26 protein-coding genes are annotated in these 24,521 nt (G+C 35.4%); 7 read left to right on the forward strand and 19 right to left on the reverse strand.

Going from position 1 to position 24,521, the window contains the following annotated elements; genetic code table 11:
• Positions 1-222: 222 nt before the first annotated feature.
• A complete protein-coding gene (gene ftsW / locus CD118_RS06445) occupies positions 223-1,443 on the reverse strand; it encodes a cell division peptidoglycan polymerase FtsW (RefSeq protein WP_050331339.1) in 1,221 nt (406 codons plus the stop codon).
• Positions 1,444-1,513: 70 nt separating this feature from the next.
• Positions 1,514-1,789, reverse strand: coding sequence for an Fpa/YlaN family protein (locus CD118_RS06450; protein WP_050345802.1), 276 nt, complete (start codon positions 1,787-1,789; stop codon positions 1,514-1,516).
• Between the two features lie 135 nt (positions 1,790-1,924).
• Here CD118_RS06450 and CD118_RS06455 point away from each other — a divergent pair, with 135 nt between their 5' ends.
• Both CD118_RS06455 and CD118_RS06460 read left to right on the forward strand, forming a co-directional pair.
• Positions 1,925-2,407, forward strand: a complete 483-nt coding sequence (locus CD118_RS06455; RefSeq protein WP_050345803.1) for a hypothetical protein — start codon at positions 1,925-1,927, stop codon at positions 2,405-2,407.
• A 1-nt stretch (position 2,408) separates the two neighbouring features.
• Positions 2,409-2,594 carry a DUF2197 domain-containing protein gene (locus tag CD118_RS06460; protein ID WP_050332208.1) on the forward strand — a complete coding sequence of 62 codons (186 nt, stop codon included), beginning with the start codon at positions 2,409-2,411 and terminating at the stop codon, positions 2,592-2,594.
• Between the two features lie 51 nt (positions 2,595-2,645).
• On the opposite strand, the gene CD118_RS06465 is transcribed toward CD118_RS06460, so the two are convergent.
• Complete coding sequence (locus CD118_RS06465; protein ID WP_060830084.1) at positions 2,646-3,773, reverse strand: NADH-dependent flavin oxidoreductase; 1,128 nt, start codon at positions 3,771-3,773, stop codon at positions 2,646-2,648.
• Between the two features lie 363 nt (positions 3,774-4,136).
• Positions 4,137-5,987: a translational GTPase TypA gene (gene typA / locus CD118_RS06470; RefSeq protein ID WP_060830085.1), complete on the reverse strand. Its 1,851-nt coding sequence runs from the start codon at positions 5,985-5,987 to the stop codon at positions 4,137-4,139.
• Positions 5,988-6,079: 92 nt separating this feature from the next.
• On the opposite strand from typA, the gene CD118_RS06475 reads away from it, so the two are divergent.
• Positions 6,080-6,271 (forward strand): DUF5325 family protein, encoded by a 192-nt coding sequence (locus CD118_RS06475; RefSeq protein ID WP_228480309.1) that lies wholly within the window; start codon positions 6,080-6,082, stop codon positions 6,269-6,271.
• A gap of 79 nt (positions 6,272-6,350) precedes the next feature.
• On the opposite strand, the gene CD118_RS06480 is transcribed toward CD118_RS06475, so the two are convergent.
• Positions 6,351-7,169: an inositol monophosphatase family protein gene (locus CD118_RS06480; RefSeq protein ID WP_060830086.1), complete on the reverse strand. Its 819-nt coding sequence runs from the start codon at positions 7,167-7,169 to the stop codon at positions 6,351-6,353.
• Positions 7,170-7,284: 115 nt separating this feature from the next.
• Here CD118_RS06480 and CD118_RS06485 point away from each other — a divergent pair, with 115 nt between their 5' ends.
• Positions 7,285-7,896: a YktB family protein gene (locus CD118_RS06485; RefSeq protein WP_050331346.1), complete on the forward strand. Its 612-nt coding sequence runs from the start codon at positions 7,285-7,287 to the stop codon at positions 7,894-7,896.
• A gap of 56 nt (positions 7,897-7,952) precedes the next feature.
• Here the strand turns inward: CD118_RS06485 and CD118_RS06490 are convergent, their stop codons facing one another.
• The 13 genes from CD118_RS06490 to CD118_RS06550 form a co-directional block, all read right to left on the reverse strand.
• Complete coding sequence (locus CD118_RS06490; RefSeq protein ID WP_060830088.1) at positions 7,953-8,615, reverse strand: DUF4064 domain-containing protein; 663 nt, start codon at positions 8,613-8,615, stop codon at positions 7,953-7,955.
• Positions 8,616-9,093: 478 nt separating this feature from the next.
• The gene (gene auxB / locus CD118_RS06495) at positions 9,094-10,131 is read right to left on the reverse strand and encodes a lipoteichoic acid stability factor AuxB (RefSeq protein ID WP_103356421.1); all 1,038 of its coding nucleotides are present in this window, start codon (positions 10,129-10,131) and stop codon (positions 9,094-9,096) included.
• 65 nt (positions 10,132-10,196) lie between these two features.
• Complete coding sequence (locus tag CD118_RS06500) at positions 10,197-11,270, reverse strand: ABC transporter substrate-binding protein (protein WP_103356422.1); 1,074 nt, start codon at positions 11,268-11,270, stop codon at positions 10,197-10,199.
• Positions 11,267-12,079: an ABC transporter permease gene (locus tag CD118_RS06505; protein WP_060830091.1), complete on the reverse strand. Its 813-nt coding sequence runs from the start codon at positions 12,077-12,079 to the stop codon at positions 11,267-11,269. Before CD118_RS06505 ends, CD118_RS06500 begins: the two co-directional genes overlap by 4 nt.
• The gene (locus CD118_RS06510) at positions 12,076-12,882 is read right to left on the reverse strand and encodes an ABC transporter permease (RefSeq protein ID WP_060830092.1); all 807 of its coding nucleotides are present in this window, start codon (positions 12,880-12,882) and stop codon (positions 12,076-12,078) included. The genes CD118_RS06505 and CD118_RS06510 overlap by 4 nt, the downstream gene beginning before the upstream one ends.
• Positions 12,869-13,969 (reverse strand): ABC transporter ATP-binding protein, encoded by a 1,101-nt coding sequence (locus tag CD118_RS06515; RefSeq protein ID WP_103356423.1) that lies wholly within the window; start codon positions 13,967-13,969, stop codon positions 12,869-12,871. Before CD118_RS06515 ends, CD118_RS06510 begins: the two co-directional genes overlap by 14 nt.
• A 13-nt stretch (positions 13,970-13,982) precedes the next feature.
• Complete coding sequence (locus CD118_RS06520; protein ID WP_103356424.1) at positions 13,983-14,522, reverse strand: helix-turn-helix domain-containing protein; 540 nt, start codon at positions 14,520-14,522, stop codon at positions 13,983-13,985.
• Between the two features lie 101 nt (positions 14,523-14,623).
• Positions 14,624-14,896, reverse strand: coding sequence for a UPF0223 family protein (locus CD118_RS06525; RefSeq protein ID WP_050345812.1), 273 nt, complete (start codon positions 14,894-14,896; stop codon positions 14,624-14,626).
• 123 nt (positions 14,897-15,019) lie between these two features.
• The gene (lpdA, locus tag CD118_RS06530) at positions 15,020-16,426 is read right to left on the reverse strand and encodes a dihydrolipoyl dehydrogenase (RefSeq protein WP_050331355.1); all 1,407 of its coding nucleotides are present in this window, start codon (positions 16,424-16,426) and stop codon (positions 15,020-15,022) included.
• Between the two features lie 3 nt (positions 16,427-16,429).
• On the reverse strand, positions 16,430-17,731 hold the full coding sequence (locus CD118_RS06535; protein ID WP_103356425.1) for a dihydrolipoamide acetyltransferase family protein: 1,302 nt from the start codon (positions 17,729-17,731) through the stop codon (positions 16,430-16,432).
• Positions 17,732-17,865: 134 nt separating this feature from the next.
• Positions 17,866-18,843: an alpha-ketoacid dehydrogenase subunit beta gene (locus CD118_RS06540; RefSeq protein ID WP_050331356.1), complete on the reverse strand. Its 978-nt coding sequence runs from the start codon at positions 18,841-18,843 to the stop codon at positions 17,866-17,868.
• Between the two features lie 3 nt (positions 18,844-18,846).
• On the reverse strand, positions 18,847-19,959 hold the full coding sequence (gene pdhA, locus CD118_RS06545) for a pyruvate dehydrogenase (acetyl-transferring) E1 component subunit alpha (protein WP_050331357.1): 1,113 nt from the start codon (positions 19,957-19,959) through the stop codon (positions 18,847-18,849).
• 159 nt (positions 19,960-20,118) lie between these two features.
• Positions 20,119-20,751 carry a YkyA family protein gene (locus CD118_RS06550; RefSeq protein WP_103356426.1) on the reverse strand — a complete coding sequence of 211 codons (633 nt, stop codon included), beginning with the start codon at positions 20,749-20,751 and terminating at the stop codon, positions 20,119-20,121.
• Between the two features lie 451 nt (positions 20,752-21,202).
• Here CD118_RS06550 and def point away from each other — a divergent pair, with 451 nt between their 5' ends.
• Positions 21,203-21,754, forward strand: a complete 552-nt coding sequence (gene def, locus CD118_RS06555) for a peptide deformylase (RefSeq protein ID WP_050345814.1) — start codon at positions 21,203-21,205, stop codon at positions 21,752-21,754.
• Between the two features lie 186 nt (positions 21,755-21,940).
• On the opposite strand, the gene CD118_RS06560 is transcribed toward def, so the two are convergent.
• Positions 21,941-22,210, reverse strand: coding sequence for a hypothetical protein (locus tag CD118_RS06560; protein WP_050331359.1), 270 nt, complete (start codon positions 22,208-22,210; stop codon positions 21,941-21,943).
• A gap of 342 nt (positions 22,211-22,552) precedes the next feature.
• Here CD118_RS06560 and CD118_RS06565 point away from each other — a divergent pair, with 342 nt between their 5' ends.
• Both CD118_RS06565 and rnjA read left to right on the forward strand, forming a co-directional pair.
• Positions 22,553-22,768, forward strand: coding sequence for a DNA-dependent RNA polymerase subunit epsilon (locus tag CD118_RS06565; protein ID WP_016424756.1), 216 nt, complete (start codon positions 22,553-22,555; stop codon positions 22,766-22,768).
• Positions 22,768-24,453: a ribonuclease J1 gene (gene rnjA, locus CD118_RS06570; RefSeq protein WP_050331360.1), complete on the forward strand. Its 1,686-nt coding sequence runs from the start codon at positions 22,768-22,770 to the stop codon at positions 24,451-24,453. Before CD118_RS06565 ends, rnjA begins: the two co-directional genes overlap by 1 nt.
• Positions 24,454-24,521: the final 68 nt, after the last annotated feature.

The following is a 24,521-nucleotide window of genomic DNA, read 5'->3' on the forward strand; positions in this document are numbered from 1 at the left end:
TACGATAAATAAAACTTATCATTTACAATAATTTATACAAATAGATAAAATCATTTTATCTGTTATCGTGATTGATGTCAAAAAGAAAAGTGATCTTTAATGGCGTTTGCCATTGTATAAAGCTTTTTAAGATATAAAAAAAGTGCATAAAAACGATATTTAAAATTAAAATTTCGCTTTTATGCACACATGCTTTTAAATTTGTGAAGTTCTTTGAGATGGCTAGATTTTATTTTGCTTTTCATAATAACGTTGCTTTGCATCGTCGTATTTAATTTGTTTGGCAACAATTAAAAGTAATCCCATCGCAGCACTTAAGCTGAGCATAGATGAACCACCAAAACTAATAAATGGAAGTGGCACACCTGTTAATGGAATTAAGCCTGAGATACCGCCTAGATTAACAAATGATTGTAAGGCAATATAACTTGCAATACCTACACAAACTAACTTATAGAAATATGATTTTGTTAGTGATGCAAGCTCAAAAGCGCGATAAACGATAAAGAAAATCAAACCGATTACCAAAAACGCACCCACCAAACCAAGTTCTTCACATATAATAGCGAATATAAAATCGGTATGGGGTTCAGGTAAATAACCCAGTTTCATAATACTATTTCCAAGGCCTCGACCAAACAAGCCACCGTTACCTATTGCTAATAGTGAGTTAGAAAGATGGTAACCTATACCTGATTCATAGTTAAATGGATTTTCCAACGCGCTAAATCGTGCAGTCAAGTATGAAGGTAAAACATTAATTCTAAAAATAACAATAATGATAATGACTACAATTAATGCCCCTAAAGCGTAAGAACCAATCTTAATTAGGTTTTTGACACCAATACCTGAATAAACGATAATACTAAAAAATATAGCACCAGTGAGTAACGTTTGACCTACGTCTTTTTGTAAAAGGACGAGACCTAAACAAAAACCTACAAATAGGATTGGCCATAAAATAACAGAAGGATTTCGCTGAATTTCGAAACGCTTTCTTTCTATAATATATGGAACATATAAAATAATTGCGATTTTTAATAACTCAGAAGCTTGTAAATTCATAAATCCTAAATTCAACCAACTTTTAGAACCGTTAATTTCAGATCCAAATGCAAGTGTCGCAAAAAGTAAGAATATAATCATCGCCATCATGCCGAGTTGTACATTACGTTTTTTTAAGATTTTAACATCCATAATGTAAGCCATGAAGAATACAATACTAAAACCCATCAATACGTAAATAATCTGTCTTGTATAAAAATATGTTCCAGCCACCGGTCTACCGCCTGTTAAAGTTCCTCGTGTCGCAGCTACCATACTTGCACTGTAAACCATTGTTAATCCAATAAAGCAGAGTACAAGATATGTAATTAATAATGGAAAATCGATATATTTAGAGGATCTCAAAATATATCGAAATAATCTTTTCATATTATTCATATGTTAATTCATCCAATTCATCGCACTTACGATGCGAAAAACGTGCTACACTTTGTACCGATAGCAAACGTTAGACACGTGTAAATGCTTCGTGTAATTTTGATAATTCTTTTTCTAAACGTAACATTAGCTTTTTGCCATCTTCTTCACTCACAAGGCCAAGGTTGACTGCAAAATCAACTTCTTTTTGTAAGCCGTACATTTGTGTATCTAAAACTTCCTCATATAAAGGACATTGAGGTAATGTTAAATTATCTATTTGAACTTTAATTAGTTGCAAAATACGTTCTGCATCTTTATTCAACTGGTCATATGCAACATTGCTCATATGTTGTTGCTTACTCATGACAGCGTCCCCCCATAAATTTTCTTTTATAGTAAAAATTTTATCTTATCGGATATTAAAAAGCAAGTAAATTTAGTATGCCTCATTCCTAAGTATGATAAAATGAAATTAGCTAAATTGAGGGAGTGTTTAACAATGATTCAGATTAAAGGTGCTGTTAAATTTCCAATCACGCTTGATAGTACGACTTGGATTTTTGACGATCGAAAAGTAACATTAGAAGATTTAGAAAAAGGCGTCTTTGAAGGTCAAAAACCGATTCAATTTGATGATAATAGAGAATGGAATCGAGCTATATTAGAAGGCCAAACCAATCCACCTACACTAAACTCTGAGATTGATTATAAAAAGCGCGCTGTGTTACAAGGTTCATTTGCTATTAATATGACACCCTTTTTCAAAAATGCAGAGCCTCTTAAAGAGGCCACTATTATTCGTCTGTCTAATGCGGAATCTCATATCGATATCCCTTTTGAACTTCTACCTTATCTCTTTTTCCAATTTGCCAAAGAAGGCAAACGTTTATATGAAGATAATGGCATCGACAGCTTTGTTTACACAGTAGAAGATGGCTATCAATATGAATTCAAGCATGTGACTCATATCGAGGTGCGTTAATTTGTGGAAAGTGAAATGTGTGATATGTGATACTGAAGTTTTATTGGATGAGCACACACGTTTAGCAAAACGATTGAAAAACAATCCAATTAAAACATTTATGTGCGATGAATGTAAAAGTCGCTTAGATACACCCAAACAACGACCAATTTCATCACCTCACACGCAATCTTATCATTCAAAATAAAAACAAGAGCGACAATCACAAGATAGTGATGTCGCTCTTTATTTCTATAGTTTATGCTTCTTCTTTTTTAGGATATGGGTAAAAACCTGAAGCAAATGCTTCCCATAATCTCTCAGGTAATTGGTGTTTATCTTCACGTTCTGGATCGAAATATGAAATGATTTCATCCGTTTGACCAGATTTAATTTTTGAAATGTATGCTGGATCGAATAATAGCTCACGTCCAAGGCACACTAACGGAACGCCTGTACTCAATGCACTTACCGCATCATCAGCAGTAAAGATGGCACCGACACCAATTAGTGGCATACGATTGTTAATCCAATCAAGCAATAGGCCGATACGTTTTTGACCTTTATATTTACCCTCGCGTGTTACTGAGTGAATATCCATCAGTGAAACGTGAAGATAATCAAGTGGTTTTTCAATTAACTCCCTCACTAAACGTTGTGTGAGTTCCATTGAAATTCCTGGGTCTTCCGCTTCCTCTGGTGAAAAACGATAACCTACAATAAAGTCATCTGGTGCTTCTTCATTAACGACACGTAATACTTCATTAACAACAGCCATAGGAAAACGAAGAGACTCGCCCCACTCATCTTCTCGACGATTATAAAATGGAGATACAAACTGATGGATGAGATAGTGATTCGCACCATGAATTTCAACGCCATCAAATCCAGCTTCAATAGCTAGTGAAGCTGCTTTACCATAATCAACAATAGCTTGTTGAATTTCTTCAACAGTCATCGCACGCACTTCGTGTGGTTCTTTGTGACCAAAACCACCTGTTGAAAGTGCGCTAGGTGCTTTTACATCACCATTAGGAACCAATTCTGGCAAAGCTTTAGCGCCCCCGTGGTGAATTTGGATGACTGCTTTAGCGCCTCCTTTTTTCATTGTACGCGCTAGTTCTTTCAATCCAGGTAAATCTTCTTTTTTCGATACTGATGGTTCACCAGGAAATGCTTTACCTTCAATATTGATATAGCTTGCAGCTGAAATAGCTAAGCCTACATCTTTTGCTCGAGGTTCAATATAACCCAACTCTGTAGAAGACGTTGTCCCATCATCATTTGACAACGTATGTGTTAACGGTGCTAAGACAAATCGATTTCTTAATGTGCTTCCGTTAGGTAATTTTAGTGACTCGAATAATGGCTCAAACTTTTGCTCCATTTTAACTCCTCCTCAAATGTGTTCGAACACATTTTAATACAAGACCGATTATAAATAAAATAAACAGCTTATATTAAAACAAATTTACTCTTATTTAAAAAATTCTCTATTTTCAATTAATCAAGTACATTTAGTTAACAATGCAAACACAATAACGACTGTAAAGAATTTCTGTAGACACTTCTCACCTATAATAAAAAGAGCAAGACGTTAAAATCAAATCGATTTTTGTCTCACTCTTTTAAATGAAAGTCACATCATTACGATACACATTGACTTAAATGCCTCGTGTATCATGCCACATGTTATCTAACCAGTCTAATCCACACATCCTGATTAGCAACTTTCACCTGTCGCATTTTATTAATTGTCTTCTGATTCCATCATTTGTTTAATACGTTTGGCTTCTTTTTCACGTAGGCCTTTATTTAAAATTTTCTTTCTCAATCTAACGTTTTCAGGTGTTACCTCTACCAATTCATCATCGTTAATAAACTCTAACGCTTCTTCTAACGATAACTTACGAGGTTTTTTCATTGTTTCTGTTTGATCTTTTGTCGCAGAACGTACGTTAGTTTGATGTTTAACTTTAGTAATATTGACAGTCAAATCATTTTCTCTATTGTTTTGACCTACAATCATCCCTTCGTATACATCTGTTCCAGGTTCCATAAAGTTAATACCACGGTCTTCTAAACCTAAAATCGCATATTCACTTGCAGATCCTTGGTCCATAGAAACTAACACACCGTTACGACGTCCACCAATACGACCTTTAATACGAGGTCTAAATTCATCAAATGTATGGTTAATGATACCGTAACCACGTGTCATGGACATGAATTCAGTTGTATAACCAATTAATCCACGCGCAGGTACGTTAAAGATTAGACGTGTCAATCCATTATCTGTCGTTACCATATCCACCATTTCACCTTTACGTTGACCTAAAGACTCAATCACTGCACCTGAATATTCTTCTGGCACTTCAGCTTGAACACGTTCAAATGGTTCATGTAACACACCATCAATATCTTTTAGAATAACTTGTGGTTTTGAAACTTGTAATTCAAAACCTTCACGTCTCATATTTTCGATTAAAATTGATAAGTGAAGTTCCCCACGTCCGGCAACTGTCCATGCATCTGGTGAATCTGTTGGGGTAACTTTCAATGATACATCTGTTTCAAGTTGGTTGTCTAAACGTTCTTGAATTTGTCGTGCCGTTACAAATTGACCTTCTCTACCTGCAAATGGTGAATTATTCACTTTAAAAGTCATTTCAAGTGTTGGTTCATCAATACGTAATACAGGTAATGCATCTTGATGATCTTGTGGTGTAATTGTTTCACCTACGTTAATGTCTTCCATACCTGAGACAGCAATCAAATCACCTGCATAGGCTTCTTGAATTTCTTCTCGTTTTAAACCAAAATAACCAAATATTTTAGTCACACGGAAATTTTTAACTGAACCATCTAATTTTAATAATGATACGCTTTCACCGACGCGCATTGTCCCTCTAAACACACGCCCTATTCCAATACGACCTACATAATCATTATAGTCAAGCAATGCAGGTTGGAATTGTAAAGGCTCGTCACGATTATCTATAGGTGCTGGAATGTATTCTAAAATCGTTTCATATAAGCTTTGCATATTTTCATCTTGTTTTTCAGGATCAAGACTTGCAGTACCATTAATCGCAGAAGCATAGACAACAGGAAACTCAAGTTGATCATCATTTGCATCAAGTTCAATGAATAAATCTAAAACTTCATCCACCACTCCCTCAGGACGAGCTGAAGGTTTATCAATTTTATTCACAACAACAACAGGTTTCAAGTTCTGCTCTAATGCCTTTTTCAAAACAAATCGTGTTTGTGGCATTGTCCCCTCATATGCATCTACAACTAAAACAACACCGTCTACCATTTTCATAATACGCTCAACTTCTCCTCCGAAGTCAGCGTGCCCAGGTGTATCTAAAATATTAATACGTGTGTCTTTATAGTTAACTGCTGTATTTTTCGCTAATATTGTGATCCCACGTTCTCTTTCTAAGTCATTAGAATCCATCGCACGTTCTTCAACATGCTCATTCTCACGAAAAATACCAGATTGTTTTAATAGTTCATCAACCAATGTCGTTTTACCATGGTCTACGTGAGCGATAATCGCAATGTTACGAACATCTTCTCTAAATTTTGTCATACTTTAATTCCTTTCTCGGGTAAATTACCACTTTCTTTTACAACTCGTTTATTATATCATAGAAATGAAATGAAGAAATAGAGTTAGGTGGGATTAAGATGAAAAAATCTCAATCAATTTTTTTATTGCTATCAATTCTTGCAATTTTCTTTTTAACTATGTTTAGCTTTGCAATCGCTGCAACCAATGTATTTTGGATGATCGTCACATTTATTTTAATGGTAGCAACGTTTGGTGTAGGCTTTTCTTTAAAAAAGAAATACCGTGAAAATGATTGGCTATAACAACCACGAATGACTGCATCTTTTAATAAATTTAAGGGCTGAGACACATTGATGTCCCAGCCCTTTGTTTATACCCATTTTACTTGTTTTTCAACTTTTCATGCAAAGCTATGAGTGTCTCATCATGCTGACGTAAATAATCCTTTCGAATTGCTGTGTGTACTTTTTTATTTCCTACGAGAACAGAATTTGGATACGTCATTGCTAAAGGTTCACCTAAGAAATTTGTCGCAATCCCGCCAACTTCTTCTAATATAATGAGGCCTCCAGCATAATCCCACGGTTGTAAACGTGGTGTCATATATGCGGCAAGCTGCCCTGTAGCAACATATACAATTTCGAGTGCTGCTGAGCCATATGCGCGTGCACTTCTTGAGTCACTTACGATAGGTACTAACATTGTGCTTAATTTAGGTTTTGTGAGCCAATTCGGATTCATCCCAATAATACTCTCACTTACGACGGTATCCTCTAAAAGAGGTAAAGGTTCTTCATTCATCAATGCCCCTTTACCTGATTTGGCATGGTAAAGTACATCTCTCATCACATCATAGACAAACCCTGCATAAGGCTTCCCTTCTTTAAAGATACCTATTGATATTGCAAAGTTTTCACTTTGATGAATAAAGTTTAACGTGCCATCAATCGGGTCAATCACCCAGACAATGCCTTCAGTCGTTTCAATGTCATGACCGTGGCCTTCTTCACCAATAATGCGATGATTTGGATAGCTCTCTTGGATTTGACTCACAATAAACTGCTCTGTCTCTTTATCTACATTCGTTACTAAATCATTGGGGTTCGACTTAGCTTCAATTGCAAGTGTGTCACCCATCTTTTTTCTAATATTATTTCCTGCTTCTAAAACTAAACTTTTCGCAAAATCATATAAATGCATTCGACTCACTCCTATTAATTTCATTATACACTAAAATGGGGCAAGATGAATGTTTCGCAGTTCGGTATATGCTACAATGAAATCAGTTCAACACGGATACATAAGGAGGCGTATGATGACAAAATATACGTTTAAACCCAAAGATTTTAAAGTCTTTGAAGTAGAAGGTCTAGATGCAAGAATGGAAGCTTTAGAACAACAAATTCGACCTCAATTACACGCACTTGGAGATTATTTTACGGATTATCTTGAAACTTTAACTGGCGATACTTTTTATGCACATGTAGCTAAACATGCTAGACGTACAGTCAACCCGCCCAAAGATACTTGGGTCGCTTTAGCAACAAATAAACGAGGTTATAAAATGATGCCTCATTTTCAGATTGGCTTATTCGAAGATCACTTGTTTGTCATGTATGGACTTATGCATGAAGATAAAAATAAAGCTAAAGATGTTGAAGTATTTGAAAACAAATTCGAAACGCTTCTTGATCTGCCTAGCGACTTCCAAATATCTTTAGATCATACACAGCCTGATAAATCTCGTATACAAGATTTATCAAAAGAAGAAGTTCAAAAAGGCATCGCACGCGCTAAAAATGTTAAAAAGGGCGAGTTTTTTGTAGCACGTGCAATCCCTCCTCAATCTGAGCATTTGAAAACGGATAAAGCATTTATTGCCTTTTTAGAAGATACATTTAAGCATCTTTTAAAATTTTACGGTTAGTGTAAAGCATACACGCCATAATAAAAAGACTTGGTCACAGCCAAGTCTTTTTATTATTACTTATCATCTCGATCTAAATCATCTAATCTTTTTAGTGATTCATCTCTATTATTTTGATACTGATTTCCGTTATTTTCTGTGTGTTGCGCTTTGTTGTGATCAACTTCTCTATCTTGTGGTTCATGTACAACATTTTGTCTATCCTGGTGACGTTGTGCTTCAACATCTTGAGGATTTTCTTGATATTGTTGTGAATGGTGTTTAGGATTTTGATAAATGTAGTTTCCATTTTTTGGCTTGCGGACAAGTAACATAATACCTGCAATTAACCACAAAATCCCTGAAATCAAACTTGCGCTTAAAAATACACCTGTTGCAGCAGCTATGATCAGTAATATCCCTGCTAAAATAGGCTTTTTAAACAAGAATACAGCCACAAGCGCAATAACTAAAGGAACAAGAAAAGTAATCAATGAAGTTGGATTAATGCTATTCAATTGAGATGCATCTTGACCAGTCATCTCAATTTGTTGTTGGAATTCTGGATTCTTAAAAATAGCAATTGCACCAATAATAAAAATGAACCAAATCGCGTGTAGAACAATACCTACCCACGTTAAAATTTTCTCTGCTGTACGCTTAAATGGTACTTTTGCATCATTTTTATTGACGATGCGTTCATGATTTTCATGCTGATTATAAACATATTGATCTGACATATTAAAACCTCCTTATTGACTGTATTGCCTTTTTTCAAGCTTGTAAACCCATAATAATTAATATTATCTGTAGTGCTAAATTTTTTGGGGTGTCTAACACAAACTTACATCATTTTACAATAAAGCCATAAGTTTCATCTTCTATTAATAAAAATAAAATCAATATCTTCGACGTCATACACGGGTTGGTACCAAACGTCAAACGGACACCTAAAATTAATGATATATTAAAATAGATAAGATTTAAAGATAATTATATTAAAATTTGAATAAATAGACTAAACCTACAATTTATTGAGACTTTTATTATCATATTCGTTGCAAAGTATATTGGCAAGCTTGACCTATTTTCTACATTATTAAAAGGCACTTATTCCGATGTTCATGTCTAATCTCAAAGCGATACTAAAATCTAACTTTTAATGATTAAAGGCATGCACTGAAATAAGTGCCTTTTTTATTTTGCGATTCGAATAACTTATTGCTTTTCGTCTTCTTGCTCGCTGTCTTCAGCAGACTGTTTCGGTCTGTCTTGTTGCAGTTTCAAACGATTATCGTAATTTTGGCGACGTTGTGTCGATGCACTCACTCTATGCTTTCTTTGTTCTTTTTCATACGCCTTACGTGCTTTTTTCTCTTCTTTACGTTGTGCTTTGAGTTCTGCTTTCTCTTGCTTACGTTGTGCTTTAAGCGCTTCAGGTGATGTAACCGTATCAGCCTCACCATATTCTTCTGAAGCCGTTATATCATTTTCCACATCTTGTTCAGCCTCAGTTTGGTGTAACATTGTACGACTATCATATATGAGAGTGTCGTCTTCTGCATCATTGCTATCATGTGCTGATTGTTCATTCTCATTTTTCTTAATCGGCTTATGATTATACTTTGCAGACCGTGATAATACGACCGGTTCGTCATCAGATGTACCCTCTTTTTCAGCATGCGTTTCCTCATTCTCCACATTGACGTGTACCGGTTGCGTATGAGGCATATTCCCCTCATCTTCATAATACGTATTCTCTCTATATGATGGATAGCCACCCATTTCTTGGTACATAGGTACAAGTTCATACTTTTCTTTTCTTCCAAACATCATTAGTGCAACAATAAAAAAGAATAATGGAACTAAAATAAAAAATAATGGTAATGTAATAATCGCTACTAACAAAAATAGTAGTCCTGATACAATACGATGATTCATTGAAATCAATGCTAGGAATGAAATCAATAGACATACGATTAAATATACGATAAATGCCCATACACCGTTCTGTAACATAATCACAAGTTGGGTTGCATTTAAATTATTACTCGCTAAAAAATCTTGCAAAGTGGCGTTATTGGCAACCCCATTTTCTAGCCTTTGAATTGAATTCTCGTTACTAAAGAGAACCAAGCCAAAAAACATCGCCACAACTGTAGCACCTAATAATAAAATCCAACTCAACCAGCCAAGAATCTTCTCAGCAAGGCGATTTACAGGACGACTGATTTGTGTATATGCTTCTCCAGTCATGCTTCCACTCCTCTTATTTATCTTACTCATTTAATTATAACTAAACTCAATTGAAATCACTAGAATCATAATGCCATTTTGAAATTTAGGAAACGCTCATTGTATTCATTTAAAACATCTGGCCCTAAATCTTTGTATACTTCAAGACGTTTTTGCTCTTGTCGTGTTGGATAAACACGATGATCGTGACTCATTTCTTTTGGCAATAATTTTCTAGCCGTTTGATTGGGTGTACCATAACCCACCCATTCGGTATTTTGCTTACTCACTTTAGGATCCAACAAAAAGTTAATAAATTGATGTGCACCTTCAACATTTTGTGCAGTTTTAGGAATGACCATATTATCAAACCATAAATTTGAACCTTCTTTTGGCACGACATAGTCAAAGTCATCGTTTTCTTGAAACAATGGTGCTGCCGAACCGCTCCAAATGACGGCAACATTCGCCTCATGTTGCTCAAGCATCATTTTTATTTCATCGCCTACAACACCTCGAATATTAGGAGAAAACGTTTTTAAATTTTGTTCTGCCGATTTTAAATGTGCCACATTCGTATCATTTAAACTATACCCCAAACTATTGAGGGATAGACCCATAATTTCTCGGGCACCATCCACCAATAATACATTGTTTTTTAACCGTGGATTTTTTAAATCATTCCAACTATTAAAATCAATATCAGGATATTTTTCTTTATTGTATAAGATGCCGACTGTACCAAAGAAATATGGAATCGAATAAGTATTTTTAGGGTCAAAAGGCTGATTCATATAATGCGGGTCTAGATGCTTCATGTTTGGAATTTTTTCATGGTCAAGTGGACGCAATAAATGCGCTTTACTCATTTTTTCTATCGTGTAATCACTCGGAAAGGCCACATCATAATGCGTTCCGCCATTGCGAATTTTTGCCTCCATCGCTTCGTTAGAATCAAATGTTTCATAAACCACTTGTATCCCTGTTTTGTGTTCAAATTGCTGAATTATTTCAGGATCAATATATTCTCCCCAATTGTAGACGTACAGCTTTTCTTGTTGCTTACCACCAATTTCATCATGGTTAATCCAATACCCGACACCCAAACTGATTAAACCCAGTAAGAGTGCGCCACCAATGAGTTGTATCAATTGTTTCATATCGTCACACCTCTTTTACTGGATTGCTTCTTCTGTTTATGGCGTTGTATCAACTGATAGCTGATTAAGCCAACCATAATCAATGCAAATAAAATCGTAGAAATTGCATTAATTTCCATACTCACACCACGTCGTGCCATCGCATAGATTTCAACAGATAAAACACTAAAGCCGTTACCTGTCACAAAGAAACTAACTGTAAAATCATCCAGAGAATAAGTTAACGCCATAAAAAAGCCGCCAATAATTCCCGGCATGATATGCGGAATGAGCACCTTACTCAATAATTGAAACTCTGTAGCACCTAAATCACGTGCTGCATTCATGATCGAATCATTCATTTCGTATAATTTTGGTAAAACTATAATGACGACAATAGGGATACAAAAGGCAATATGTGAAATGAGGACAGATGTAAAACCTAATCCATATCCCGTAAAATGACCAATCGCTGTAAACATAATTAAAAATGAAGCTCCGATTACAACATCAGAAGAAACCATTAAAACGTTATTTAAAGTGAGCAATGACATTTTTAATGTTTGGTTCCGAAGTTGGTACAACAACAATGCTCCAAAAACACCAATTATGGTTGCAATACTCGCTGCTAATAACGCAACCGCAATCGTATTAAAAACAACTTGCAAGAGATGTTTATTTTGAAATAAAGCTTGATAATGTTCCAATGTAAAACCTTCAAAATGTGTCATATTCCCTGCACTATTAAATGAATACAACATTAAAAAGAATATCGGCAAATACAAAACGACTAATAAAGTGTACAAATAAGTTTTACCGTACCATTTCATTTTGATGTGCCCCCTTTTTGCTTACTTCGTGTTAATACCATGACAAATGCCATGAATAGCACTAAAAATATTGCAATTGTTGAGCCCATACCATAGTTTTGTATCACCAAAAACTGTTCTTCAATCGCTGTACCAATATTAATCACTTTATTACCGGCAATCAATCTTGTAATCATAAATAAAGATAATGCAGGAATAAAAGTCACTTGAATACCTGTTTTCACACCTTCAGCCGTTAACGGTAATAAAACTTTTCTAATCACCGTCGCTCGACTTGCCCCTAAGTCTTGTGCTGCAAAAAAGAGTTGATCAGGGATATCTTTCATACTGTTATAAATTGGAAGTAACATAAACGGAATATAAATATATGCCGAAACAAAGATAAAGGCTGGCGCTGTGAATAGTATAGGCTGTGCTGGTAGATGAAAGGACATCAAAATTTTGTTGATAAATCCATCATGACTGAAAATACCAATAAATGCATATGTCTTAAGTAGTAAATTCATCCATGTTGGTATAATCATGATTAACAACCAAGTAGCTGCATTTTTAGATTGTTGAATAAAATAGGCAGCCGGATAACTAACTAAAAGACAAATCAAGGTAATTATAAAGGCATAAATAATAGATTCACCGAGCATCATCATATAATGTGCTGTTAAAAATTGACGATAATTCATCAAAGTAAAGTGTCCATTTTCATTGACGAATGAAAAATAAAGGAGTAAAACGACAGGTATGATAATGAAGAAAACCATCCATAGCAAATAAGGGATAGCGAGCCAACGATTAATGTGTTTCATAGTTTAATTCTCCATAACCTTCTATTCGTTTATCAAACTCTTCTTCAGTTTCACCCGGCACCATGATATGAATCGCTTCTGGCTCAAAGTCGAGTCCTACACGCGCTCCTATATTTGCATTTTTAGTCGATTGAATTGTCCATTCATACCCTTTTCGATCTTCACATATCATTTCGTAATGTACACCTCTAAATAGCGAACTCGTCACAGTCGCTTTAAAAAGCCCTTTTTCTTCAGGAACAACTGTAATATCTTCTGGTCGAATAACGACATCGACTTGCGTTTGTGATGGGATGTCTTTATCTACACAATCAAAGTTTTGACCATAGATATTGACGATATAGTCCTCCATCATAACACCCTCAACGATATTCGATTCACCAATAAAATCTGCCACAAATCGATTGACAGGCTCATCATAAATATCAAGTGGTGTTCCAAATTGTTCAATTTTTCCTTCACGCATGACGAAAATGAAGTCGCTCATCGCTAAAGCTTCTTCTTGATCATGTGTTACGAATACGAAAGTGATTCCAAGTCGTTTCTGCAACGCTCTTAATTCATATTGCATTTCAGTGCGCAATTTCAAATCTAATGCGGATAACGATTCATCGAGTAGTAAAATCTCTGGTTCATTGACAATTGCACGTGCTATCGCAATACGTTGTTTTTGTCCACCACTTAATGCATGTATAGAACTTTCAATATATCTTTCAAGTTTTACTAATTTAAGTGCTTCTTTTACTTTTTCATCAATTTGTTGCTTATTTAGCTTTTTTAATTTCAAACCAAATGCCACATTATCATATACATTTAAATGTGGAAATAAAGCATAATCTTGGAAAACGGTATTGACTTGTCGCTGATTTGCAGGCCGTTGATTAATATTTTTACCTAAATACACAATTTCTCCCACGTCCGGTGATTCAAACCCGGCAATCAGTCTTAGCATCGTCGTCTTACCACATCCTGATGGCCCAAGTATAGTATAAAAATAACCAGATTCTATCTCTAAATCGACTGCATCTAAAATTGTCGTTTCATCATACTTTTTAGTAATCTTCTTAAAAGATAATAACTCACTCAATTCTAAAACCCTCCTATAAATATGATGATGTAGCAACAATCATCAACTTTGCACAAACATGACCCGCATTAGATAAACGGTGTGTGGCATGTGCTTTAAAATAAAGTGCATCCCCCTGTTCAGCAGTATATTGATGCTCGCCTAAAGTTAGTGTAACCTTCCCTTCTAAACAATATACAAATGTGTCAGAGACAGAAGGCTGAAAATCTTTATATGACGCATAAGGTTGCAATGTCAGTAATAAAGGTTCCATATCAAACTCATTCGAACGCTTTACTGGCCATTGTAAAAAATACCCTTTTTCATCTTCATCATAAGTCAGTTGCTCATTTTTTGGATAATGTACTTTTGTGACGTATTTCGTATCAAAAAATTCTTTTGGAGAAGTACCTAACACTTCTAGAATATTTAAGAATGTTTCCATGCTTGGAGAAGTTTTATTACTCTCAATTTGAGAAATATAGCCCTTAGATAAATCTGTCCTTTCACCAAGCTCTTCTTGCGTTAAATTTTTTAAGCGTCTCAAGTTTTTAATCTTTTGACCAATCTCCATAAAGTTCCTCCACTCAAAAAAGCGACTTGTTTACTTTTACTAAACATTTTGTTTAATGCTTAATAAAAATAACAAATCGCTCACGAAATTACAATAGTTTTTTACTTGTTTGATAAAATTTCTTGATCCGGATTTTCTTTAGCTTGTTTCATTACAAAATAGCTGTCATAGCCACTGTGCTTTCTGAAATCCTCAAAAATACGTTTCTCATCAGCTTTACCAGGAACAACTGCTTTAAAACGACGATAACGTGCCATTAAAACTTCTCTTGCAATATGTTGTTCATAGTAGGATTCAATCGCATTAAAAAATGTAATGACATCCATAATTTCATCTTTTGACCAGTCCATATCAATCGGATAATGATAATCCATTCTAGCCCCTCCTTAAAGTTGGAATCCATTCCACACATCTCGTTGTTCATTCTAACATTGTTCGAGAAATGAAAAAAGGGACTGAAACAGCGATGTTTCAGTCCCTCGTCTATATAACTATTATTACATTGTATGGATTGGTAATCCTAAAGCTTTTTCAGCTGCTTCCATGCTCATTTCACCTAAAGTTGGGTGGGCATGTACAGTTAAAGCGATGTCTTCAGCGTTCATACCTGATTCAATTGCTAAACCTAGTTCAGCAATCACATCTGATGCACTTGTACCTACCACTTGCGCACCGATTAATGTGTCATCTTCTTTAAGTGTAATCAATTTAACGAATCCGTTTGTATCATCTAATGATAATGCACGGCCGTTTGCTTGATAAGGGAATTTAGAAGCTTTATATTCGATGCCTTCTTCTTTAGCTTGTGCTTCAGTATAACCCACTTGTGCCAATTCAGGCTCAGTGAAACATACCGCTGGCATACCAATGTAATCTACTTCTGCATTTTGTCCAGCAATCGCTTCAGCAGCAACTTTTGCTTCATAACTTGCTTTGTGTGCTAATGGTAATCCTGGAACAATATCACCAATTGCATAGATACTATCAACAGAAGTACGGCTTTGTTTATCGACTTCAATTAAACCACGATCTGTAAGTTTAACGCCTGCTTCTTCTAAACCAAGCTCGTCTGTATTTGGACGGCGACCTACAGTTACTAATACGTAGTCAGCTTCGATTGTTTTTTCTTCGCCTTTAACTTCATAAGTCACTTTAACGCCATTTTCAGTTTCTTCAGCAGATTTAGCTAAAGCTTCAGTTTCGATCTTCATACCTTTAGCTTTCATTTCTTTCTTAACTGGCGCAACCATTTGTTTTTCGAAACCGCCTAAGATTTCTTTTGCACCTTCAAGAATTGTTACTTCAGTACCGAAGTTCGCATAAGCAGTACCTAATTCTGAACCGATATAACCGCCACCAACAACGACTAATTTTTCTGGTACTTCTTGTAAGTTTAATGCGCCTGTTGAATCAAGAACACGACCACCAAATTCAAAATTAGGAATTTGAATTGGACGTGAACCTGTTGCAACGATAGCATTTTTAAAGTTGTAAGTTTGTGCACTTTTTTCATCCATAACACGTAAGCTGTGTGCATCAACGAAATAAGCTTCACCTTTAACGATTTCAACTTTATTACCTTTTAATAAAGATTCTACACCGCTTGTTAATTTGTTAACAACTGAACCTTTAAAAGTTTGAACTTTACCGAAGTCTAAAGAAACATTTTCTGCTGTAATGCCAAGGTCTGAACCGTGTTGAGCTTGCTCAAAGCGGTGAGAAACATTTAATAACGCTTTAGAAGGAATACAACCTACGTTTAAACACACACCACCTAAGTTACCTTTCTCAACGATTGTTACTTTTTGACCTAATTGTGCAGCACGGATTGCTGCAACATAACCACCAGGACCTGCCCCAATGACAATAGTATCTGTTTCAATTGGAAAATCTCCGACTACCATATTTTACCCCTCCATTAATAATAGTTCTGGATTGTTTAATAAACGTTTGATGTGGTTCATAGCATTTTGACCTGTTGCACCATCGATTTGTCTATGGTCAAAGCTAAGTGATAATGCTAATACAGGCGCTGCTACAATTTCACCATCTTTTACGATAGGTTTTTGTGCAATACGGCCAATACCTAAAATAGCAACTTCTGGATGGTTGATAACTGGTGTGAACCATTGACCACCTGCAGAACCAATGTTACTGATTGTACATGTTGCGCCTTTCATTTCGTCAGAAGTTAATTTACCATCACGAGCTTTTACAGCAAGTTCATTAATTTCATCTGAAATTTCGAACATTGATTTACGGTCTGCATTTTTAACAACAGGCACTAATAAACCTCTTTCTGTATCTGCTGCAATACCGATGTTCCAATAATGTTTATGAACAACTTCACCTGCTTCTTCATTAAATGAAGTGTTAAGTGCTGGGTATTTTTTCAATGCAGAAACTAATGCTTTCACAACATATGGTAAGAATGTTAATTTTGTACCTTGCTCAGCAGCAATTTCTTTAAATTTCTTACGGTGATCCCATAATTCTTGAACATCAATTTCATCCATTAATGTTACGTGAGGTGCTGTATGTTTAGAGTTAACCATTGCTTTAGCAATTGCTTTACGCATTGCAGGGATTTTTTCAGTTGTTTCAGGGAATTCACCTTCAGTTGAAACTGTTGATGCTGCTGGTGCTGCAGATTCTTGAGGTGCTTCAGATGCTGATGCAATTTGTGATTCAGGTGCTGCTTGGCCACCACCATTAATGTATGCATTTACATCTTCTTTAGTAATTCTACCATTTTTACCTGTACCATTTACAGCTTTAATGTTGACATTATTATCGCGTGCATATTTACGTACAGACGGCATTGCTTTAACGTGTCTATTTTCATCGACTTCACCAGCTTCTTGAGGTGCTGCAGCTGGTTCAGCTTTTGCTTCTTCTTGAGGTGCTTCTTCTGCTTTATCAGAACCACCGTCATGACTATGACCGCCTTTGAATTCCATTTCTTCAGCATCAGGTGCGTCAATCATTACAATTGTATCGCCGACTACTGCAACTGTTCCTTCTTCAACGAGTACTTTTTCTACAGTACCGCTTACAGGTGATGGAATTTCAACAACTGATTTATCATTTTGTACTTCACATAATACGTCATCTTCTTCAATAGTATCTCCAGCTTTAACAAACCACTTTACGATTTCACCTTCGTGGATACCTTCACCAATATCGGGTAATCTAAATTCAAATGCCACGTTGTTTCCTCCTAAAAATCAATTTTTAATAATAAGTTATCCACACAGATTTAGGAGAAGAAACGGCCGACCGTTTCATTCTCCATTTGTGCCTCTGTGACTTTCTCGTTTAACACATCTTCTCAATTTCTCTATTAAAACTCTAGCGTTGCTTTTGCTTGCTCAATAATGTCATTTTTATTTGGTAACCAAACATTTTCTGCTTGTGTGAATGGGTAAATCGTATCTGGTGCAGCTACGCGACCAATTGGTGCTTCTAATGATAAGATGGCACGTTGTGATAATTCTGATACCACGTTCGCTCCAACACCTGCTTGTTTTTGAGCTTCTTGAACAACAACCACACGACCTGTTTTTTCAGTTGATGCAACTAAAGTATCAATATCTAATGGTTGTACTGTACGTAAGTCAATTACTTCAACTGAGTGACCTTCTTTTTCAAGTTCTTCAGCTGCTTTTAATGATTCTTGTACCATCGCACCGTAAGCGATAATTGTTAAATCAGTACCTTCACGTTTAACGTTAGCTTTACCGATTTCAATAGTATATTCTTCTTCTGGTACTTCTTCACGGAATGAACGATATAATTTCATATGTTCAAGGTAAACAACTGGATCATTGCTGCGGATACTTTCGATTAATAATCCTTTTGCATCGTATGGACCTGATGGGATAACAACTTTCAAACCAGGAGATTGTGCTAAAACACCTTCTAAGTTATCAGCATGCAATTCTGGTGTGTGTACGCCCCCACCAAATGGTGTACGAATTGTAACTGGTGCAGCTTTAGAGTTACCTGTACGGAAACGATGACGTGCAATTTGTCCTGCAACAGAGTCGAATACTTCAAATACGAAACCTAAGAATTGGATTTCCATAATAGGACGGTATCCTTGTGTTGTAAGACCTAAAGCTAAACCACCGATTCCTGATTCAGCTAAAGGTGTATCGAATACACGGTCTTCACCGAATTCTTTTTGTAAACCCTCTGTTACACGGAATACACCGCCGTTTACACCAACGTCTTCACCAAATAACAAAGTGTTTTCGTCATTTTTAAGTTCAGTTGCTAGCGCATTATTAATCGCTTGAACCATTGTCATTTGTGCCATGGCTTACTTCGACTCCTTCTCTTTGTAGATTTCGTATTGTTCTTTAAGGTTGTAAGGCATATCTTCATACATAATTTCCATTAATGAAGTTACAGTTTGTTTTTCTGTTTTATCTGCTTCTTTAATAGCAGCTTTAATTTCATTTTTAGCTTGTTCGATGACTTCATTTTCTTTGTCTTCTGACCATAAGCCTTTATTTTCTAAGAATTTTCTGAAGCGAACAAGCGGATCTTTTTTCTCCCATTCTGAATCTTCATCAGAAGTTCTATATTTCGTTGGGTCATCCCCAGCCATTGTATGTGGGCCATAACGGTAAGTCATTGTTTCAATTAATGTTGGACCTTCACCATTAATTGCGCGTTCACGTGCTTCTTTAGTTGCTTGGTATACTGCCAAAGCATCCATACCATCAACTTGAATACCAGGGATACCTACTGCAATTGCTTTTTGAGCTAATGATTTAGCTGCAGTTTGTTTATCACGTGGTGTTGAAATCGCGTAGTTGTTATTTTGAATAACAAAAATCGCAGGTACTTTGTATGCTGAAGCAAAGTTAATACCTTCATAGAAGTCACCTTGTGAAGAACCACCGTCACCAGTATAAGTGATAGCTACGGCTTTTTTACCTCGTTTTTTAAGACCTAGTGCCACACCTGCAGTTTGGATGTATTGTGCACCAATAATGATTTGTGGGCTTAACGCATTCACTCCTTCAGGCATTTGGTTACCTACAAAGTGTCCACGTGAGAATAAAAATGCTTTAGTCAATGGTAAGCCGTGCCAAATTAATTGTGGTACATCACGGTAACCAGGAAGAATAAAGTCTTCTTGTTCTAAAGCGTATTGTGAAGCTAATTGTGAAGCTTCTTGACCAGCAGTCGGCGCGTAGAAACCAAGGCGACCTTGTCTGTTCAATGAAATTGAACGTTGGTCTAAAATACGTGTCCATACCATTCTTCTCATTAATTCAACTAACTGTTCATCCGATAAATCCGGAAGTAAATCTTCGTTCGTTACATTTCCATCTGCATCTAAGATTTGAACCATCTCAAATTTCGACTCAGTATCTTTCAATACTTGTTCTGCATCGAATTGGGCTTTTAACTTAGCAGCCATGCAATTCACCATACCTTTCCCGTTTATAAATATAATTCAACTTACTTTAGTGTAACACAAAACATAAAAACTGTTAAACAGTTTTATGCAACTTCTGTAACACTTGATATAACAACAGTATGGCCAACTGTTATACTATTGAACTCGAACTGTTATATTCTAATTGTTAGCGATTTCATCGACATCTTGCTTCTCTGTTTGAACTTTTCGAATTGCTTTTGTATAGTTATCAACCTTTTTCTTCATTTCTTTTTGTGCTTTATTTAAAGCTTCGGAACGTTTATCCACTTCTTCTTGTGTGCCAGAAGAATTTTTGAAATAACCAAATAAGTCTTTCTCTTTATTAATAATATTTTGATAGCCTTTCACAAAATCTTTATGCTTTTTATATTTTTCTTCTAATGCTTGGTTTAACTGGTCGTATTCTTTTTTGTCATCTTTATCTTCAATTTTGTTAGATTCTTTTTTGATATTTTGAAAATCTTTCTCTGATTGCGCCATTGCTTTAGACTCTTTATCAAGTTGTTTTTCTCTTTGTGCTGCATTATCTAAGAAAGCTTTAACCTTATCTTGGACTTTGCTAATATCTTTTCCACTTACTTCTTTAGAAATTTTTTCTTTCTCTTTTTCGAGTTTATTCATTTCTTTATTAATGTTTTGAATTGGCGCTTCTGCTTTTTGCATTTTTTCAAGTCCATTATTGTAATTCTCAAAATACTCTTTGTCGTTATTACAACCTGCCAGCAATATCGTTGCAGCCATTGCTACACCCATTGTTTTTTTGAATTTCATAATTTATGGTCCTCCTTATATTGTCAATGGCTATATTAATGAAATTTCCTTCATAATTCAAATGATGCTTCGTTTTCTGCGTCAATTCATAACTTTACTTTACAAAAGCTTATCATTGTAACGATTTTGAATTGCTGAGTCATATCTCACTCATTTGTCATTATACCAAAACACATCGCATACAACTCAATATTATGCATTAATATGTTAAACTTGGCGTAAACTTTTAAAGGAGGTCTATTTAAATTAAAATAATATGGTACCCGTAAAATACGTCTTAAACCATACTTAAAAGTGGCACTTTTTCATTTTTAGAGATGTTAGCATAGTATAGAATAAAATCACAACTTCCTTTTTAATTTTGTCAAATAATTATTGAGTAATTAAGAGTAAACGACTATCACTTTTAAGTCATTTTTTGATATATTAATAAGTAAGGAAGGTGTCAAATATGTTAACAATGAAAGATATTATTAGAGATGGACATCCAACACTTCGCCAAAGATCAAAGGAAGTGGAGTTCCCATTAACTGACGAAGAACGTCAAACTTTATTAGATATGCAAACTTTTTTAAGAAATAGTCAAGATCCAGAAATTGCTGAAAAATACCAATTACGTAGTGGTGTAGGTCTCGCTGCACCTCAAATCAATGTACCTAAACGTATGTTTGCCATTTATTTACCAGATGATGGAAATGGCAATTCATATGATATGGGTATCGTCAATCCTAAAATCGTAAGCCATAGCGTACAAGATGGTTATTTACCTACAGGTGAAGGATGTCTAAGCGTTGACGAAGACGTGCCCGGTTTAGTTCACCGTCATTATCGAATCAAATTAAAAGGTTATGATATCGATGGTAATGAAATCAGTTTGAGACTTAAAGGTTATCCCGCCATTGTCGTGCAGCATGAGCTTGATCATTTAGATGGCGTTTTATTTTATGATCGCATTGATCACGATAACCCACTTAAGCCAAAAGATGGTGCAGTCGAAGTTTAAATATTGTCAAATTGATATTCAGTAAATTCTAATTATAAATAGCAAAGCCCCAAACCTCTGATGAATTTAAGTGAGATTTGGGGTTTCGTTAAATGAGCTATCGCCTGAGCCGTAGATAGGTTAAATATGTAGTGATATACATCATTGCCTTATTTAGACTGTTTGTTAATCCTTCCTACATTGAGACTATAAAAACACATCTCTTCTTTGCTTATGTCTAATTCCTTCATCATCCAACGCCTCTTTAAGTAATTCAAAAGTTTCCATGTCTAAAAACTCTGGATCATGATGATGTCTAATAAAGTAGTGGTTATCTTGTGTTGCTTGCTCTTCTTCATATTCAAAAAACATTGTGACTTGTTCATTTCTGACTTCGAACTGAATCTCAATTAATTTTTTGTCCTCTCGATTACGTTCCTCTTTAACTTCTGTTAATAACTGCGCTACACTTTTCATCTTCATCACCTTTTTTCGGGACATTTTAAAGAGATATACTATTTATCTCATTTAGGTACTATTTTAGTTTATCACATTCCGCTTTATTTATTCGATGACTTCATGTAAAATAAAAGCAACTGGGCTGTATTTGAAATACAATACACCTCATCAAGAACGGAAATCAAAATTAGCGATGTACATGCGAGATTAAAGTGAATGAAATGATGAATTGAATGTTATTGAACACATTGTTTAATCATGATTCGGTTCATGTTTTTTATTTTAAAATTCAATTTTTAACCCTGTGGCATGTAAATCGATTTATTATAAAGAGATATCCAATTTAGGAGGAACGAATTAATGTCAATTTTTAAAGTATTTTATCAACATAATCGTGATGAAGTGATTGTACGTGAAAATACACAAACGATTTATGTTGAAGCACAAACAGAAGAACAAGTTCGTCGTTACTTAAAAGAACGCAACTACAATATTGAATTCATAACTAAATTAGAGGGCGCACATTTAGAGTATGAAAAACAATCCGATCATTTTAACGTGGAGAAAGCACAATAATGAAACAACTTCAAAAAAATGAAGTGGGCGTCTATGCGTTAGGCGGCTTAGGTGAAGTCGGTAAAAATACTTATGCCGTTGAATACAGAGACGAAATCGTAATCATTGATGCAGGTATCAAATTCCCTGACGATAGTTTACTTGGTATCGATTATGTTATACCAGATTATACGTATCTTGAGCAGAATCAAGATAAAATCGTGGGATTAGTAATCACACATGGTCACGAAGACCATATCGGTGGTGTGCCCTACCTGCTTAAAAAGATTAACGTACCAATTTATAGCGGACCGCTTGCATTAGGTCTTATTCGTAATAAATTAGAAGAACATCATTTGTTACGTCAAGCTAATTTAAACGAAATCACAGAAGATACAGTGATCGAATCTAAATATTTCAAAATTAGTTTCTACCTTACAACACACAGTATTCCAGAAACTTATGGTGTCGTTGTTGATACACCTGAAGGTAAAGTTGTACACACAGGCGACTTTAAATTTGATTTTACGCCTGTAGGTGCCCCTGCCAATATTGGTAGAATGGCAAAACTGGGTGATGAAGGGGTCCTTTGTTTACTTTCTGACTCCACGAACTCCCTTGTTCCCGACTTCACTTTAAGTGAACGTGAAGTCGGTCAAAATGTTGATAAAATTTTCCGTAATTGTACTGGACGTATCATCTTTGCAACATTTGCATCTAATATTTACCGTGTCCAACAAGCGGTTGAAGCTGCTGTAAAGTACAATCGAAAAATCGTGACATTTGGTCGATCAATGGAAAACAATATTAAGATCGGTACCGAACTCGGTTATGTTAAAGCACCACCTGAAACTTTTGTAGAACCAAGTAAAATTAATAGTATTCCAAAACACGAATTACTTATTTTGTGTACGGGTTCTCAAGGTGAGCCTATGGCCGCTTTATCTCGAATCGCTAATGGTACGCATAAGCAAATTAAAATTATTCCTGAAGATACAGTTGTTTTCAGTTCTTCTCCAATTCCAGGTAATACAAAAAGTATTAATCGCACGATCAATGCACTTTATCAAGCGGGCGCAGAAGTGATTCATAGTAAAATATCAAATATTCACACTTCTGGACACGGGTCTCAAGGTGATCAACAATTAATGTTACGCCTTATTCGACCTAAGTTCTTCTTACCTATTCATGGTGAATATCGTATGCTAATGGCACATGGTCAAACAGGTATTGATTGTGGTGTCAAAGAAGAAAATGTTTTTATTCATGATATAGGTGATGTGCTTGCGCTTACACGTGATAGTGCACGTAAAGCAGGTCGTATCCCATCAGGCACAGTCCTTGTTGATGGTAGCGGTATTGGTGACATCGGCAATGTTGTTATTAGAGACCGTAAACTCTTGTCTGAAGAAGGACTAGTTATTGTCGTTGTGAGTATTGATTTTAATACGAACAAACTTTTATCAGGCCCTGATATTATTTCACGCGGTTTCGTATATATGCGTGAGTCAGGCCAATTAATCTATGATGCACAGAAAAAAATCAAACAAGATGTGATTAATAAATTGAATAACAATGAAAATATTCAATGGCACCAAGTTAAATCTTCTATTATTGAAACATTGCAACCTTATTTATATGAAAAAACAGCAAGAAAACCAATGATTTTACCAGTCATCATGAAAGTAAATGATAAAACAAAATAATTAAAGTCATAATATAAATATGATAAAATAGAGGGGCATGCGAAAAATCAAATTCGTAAGCTCCTCTG

Origin of the sequence: Staphylococcus coagulans, from assembly GCF_002901995.1 — a bacterium.
Taxonomy (GTDB): domain Bacteria; phylum Bacillota; class Bacilli; order Staphylococcales; family Staphylococcaceae; genus Staphylococcus; species Staphylococcus coagulans.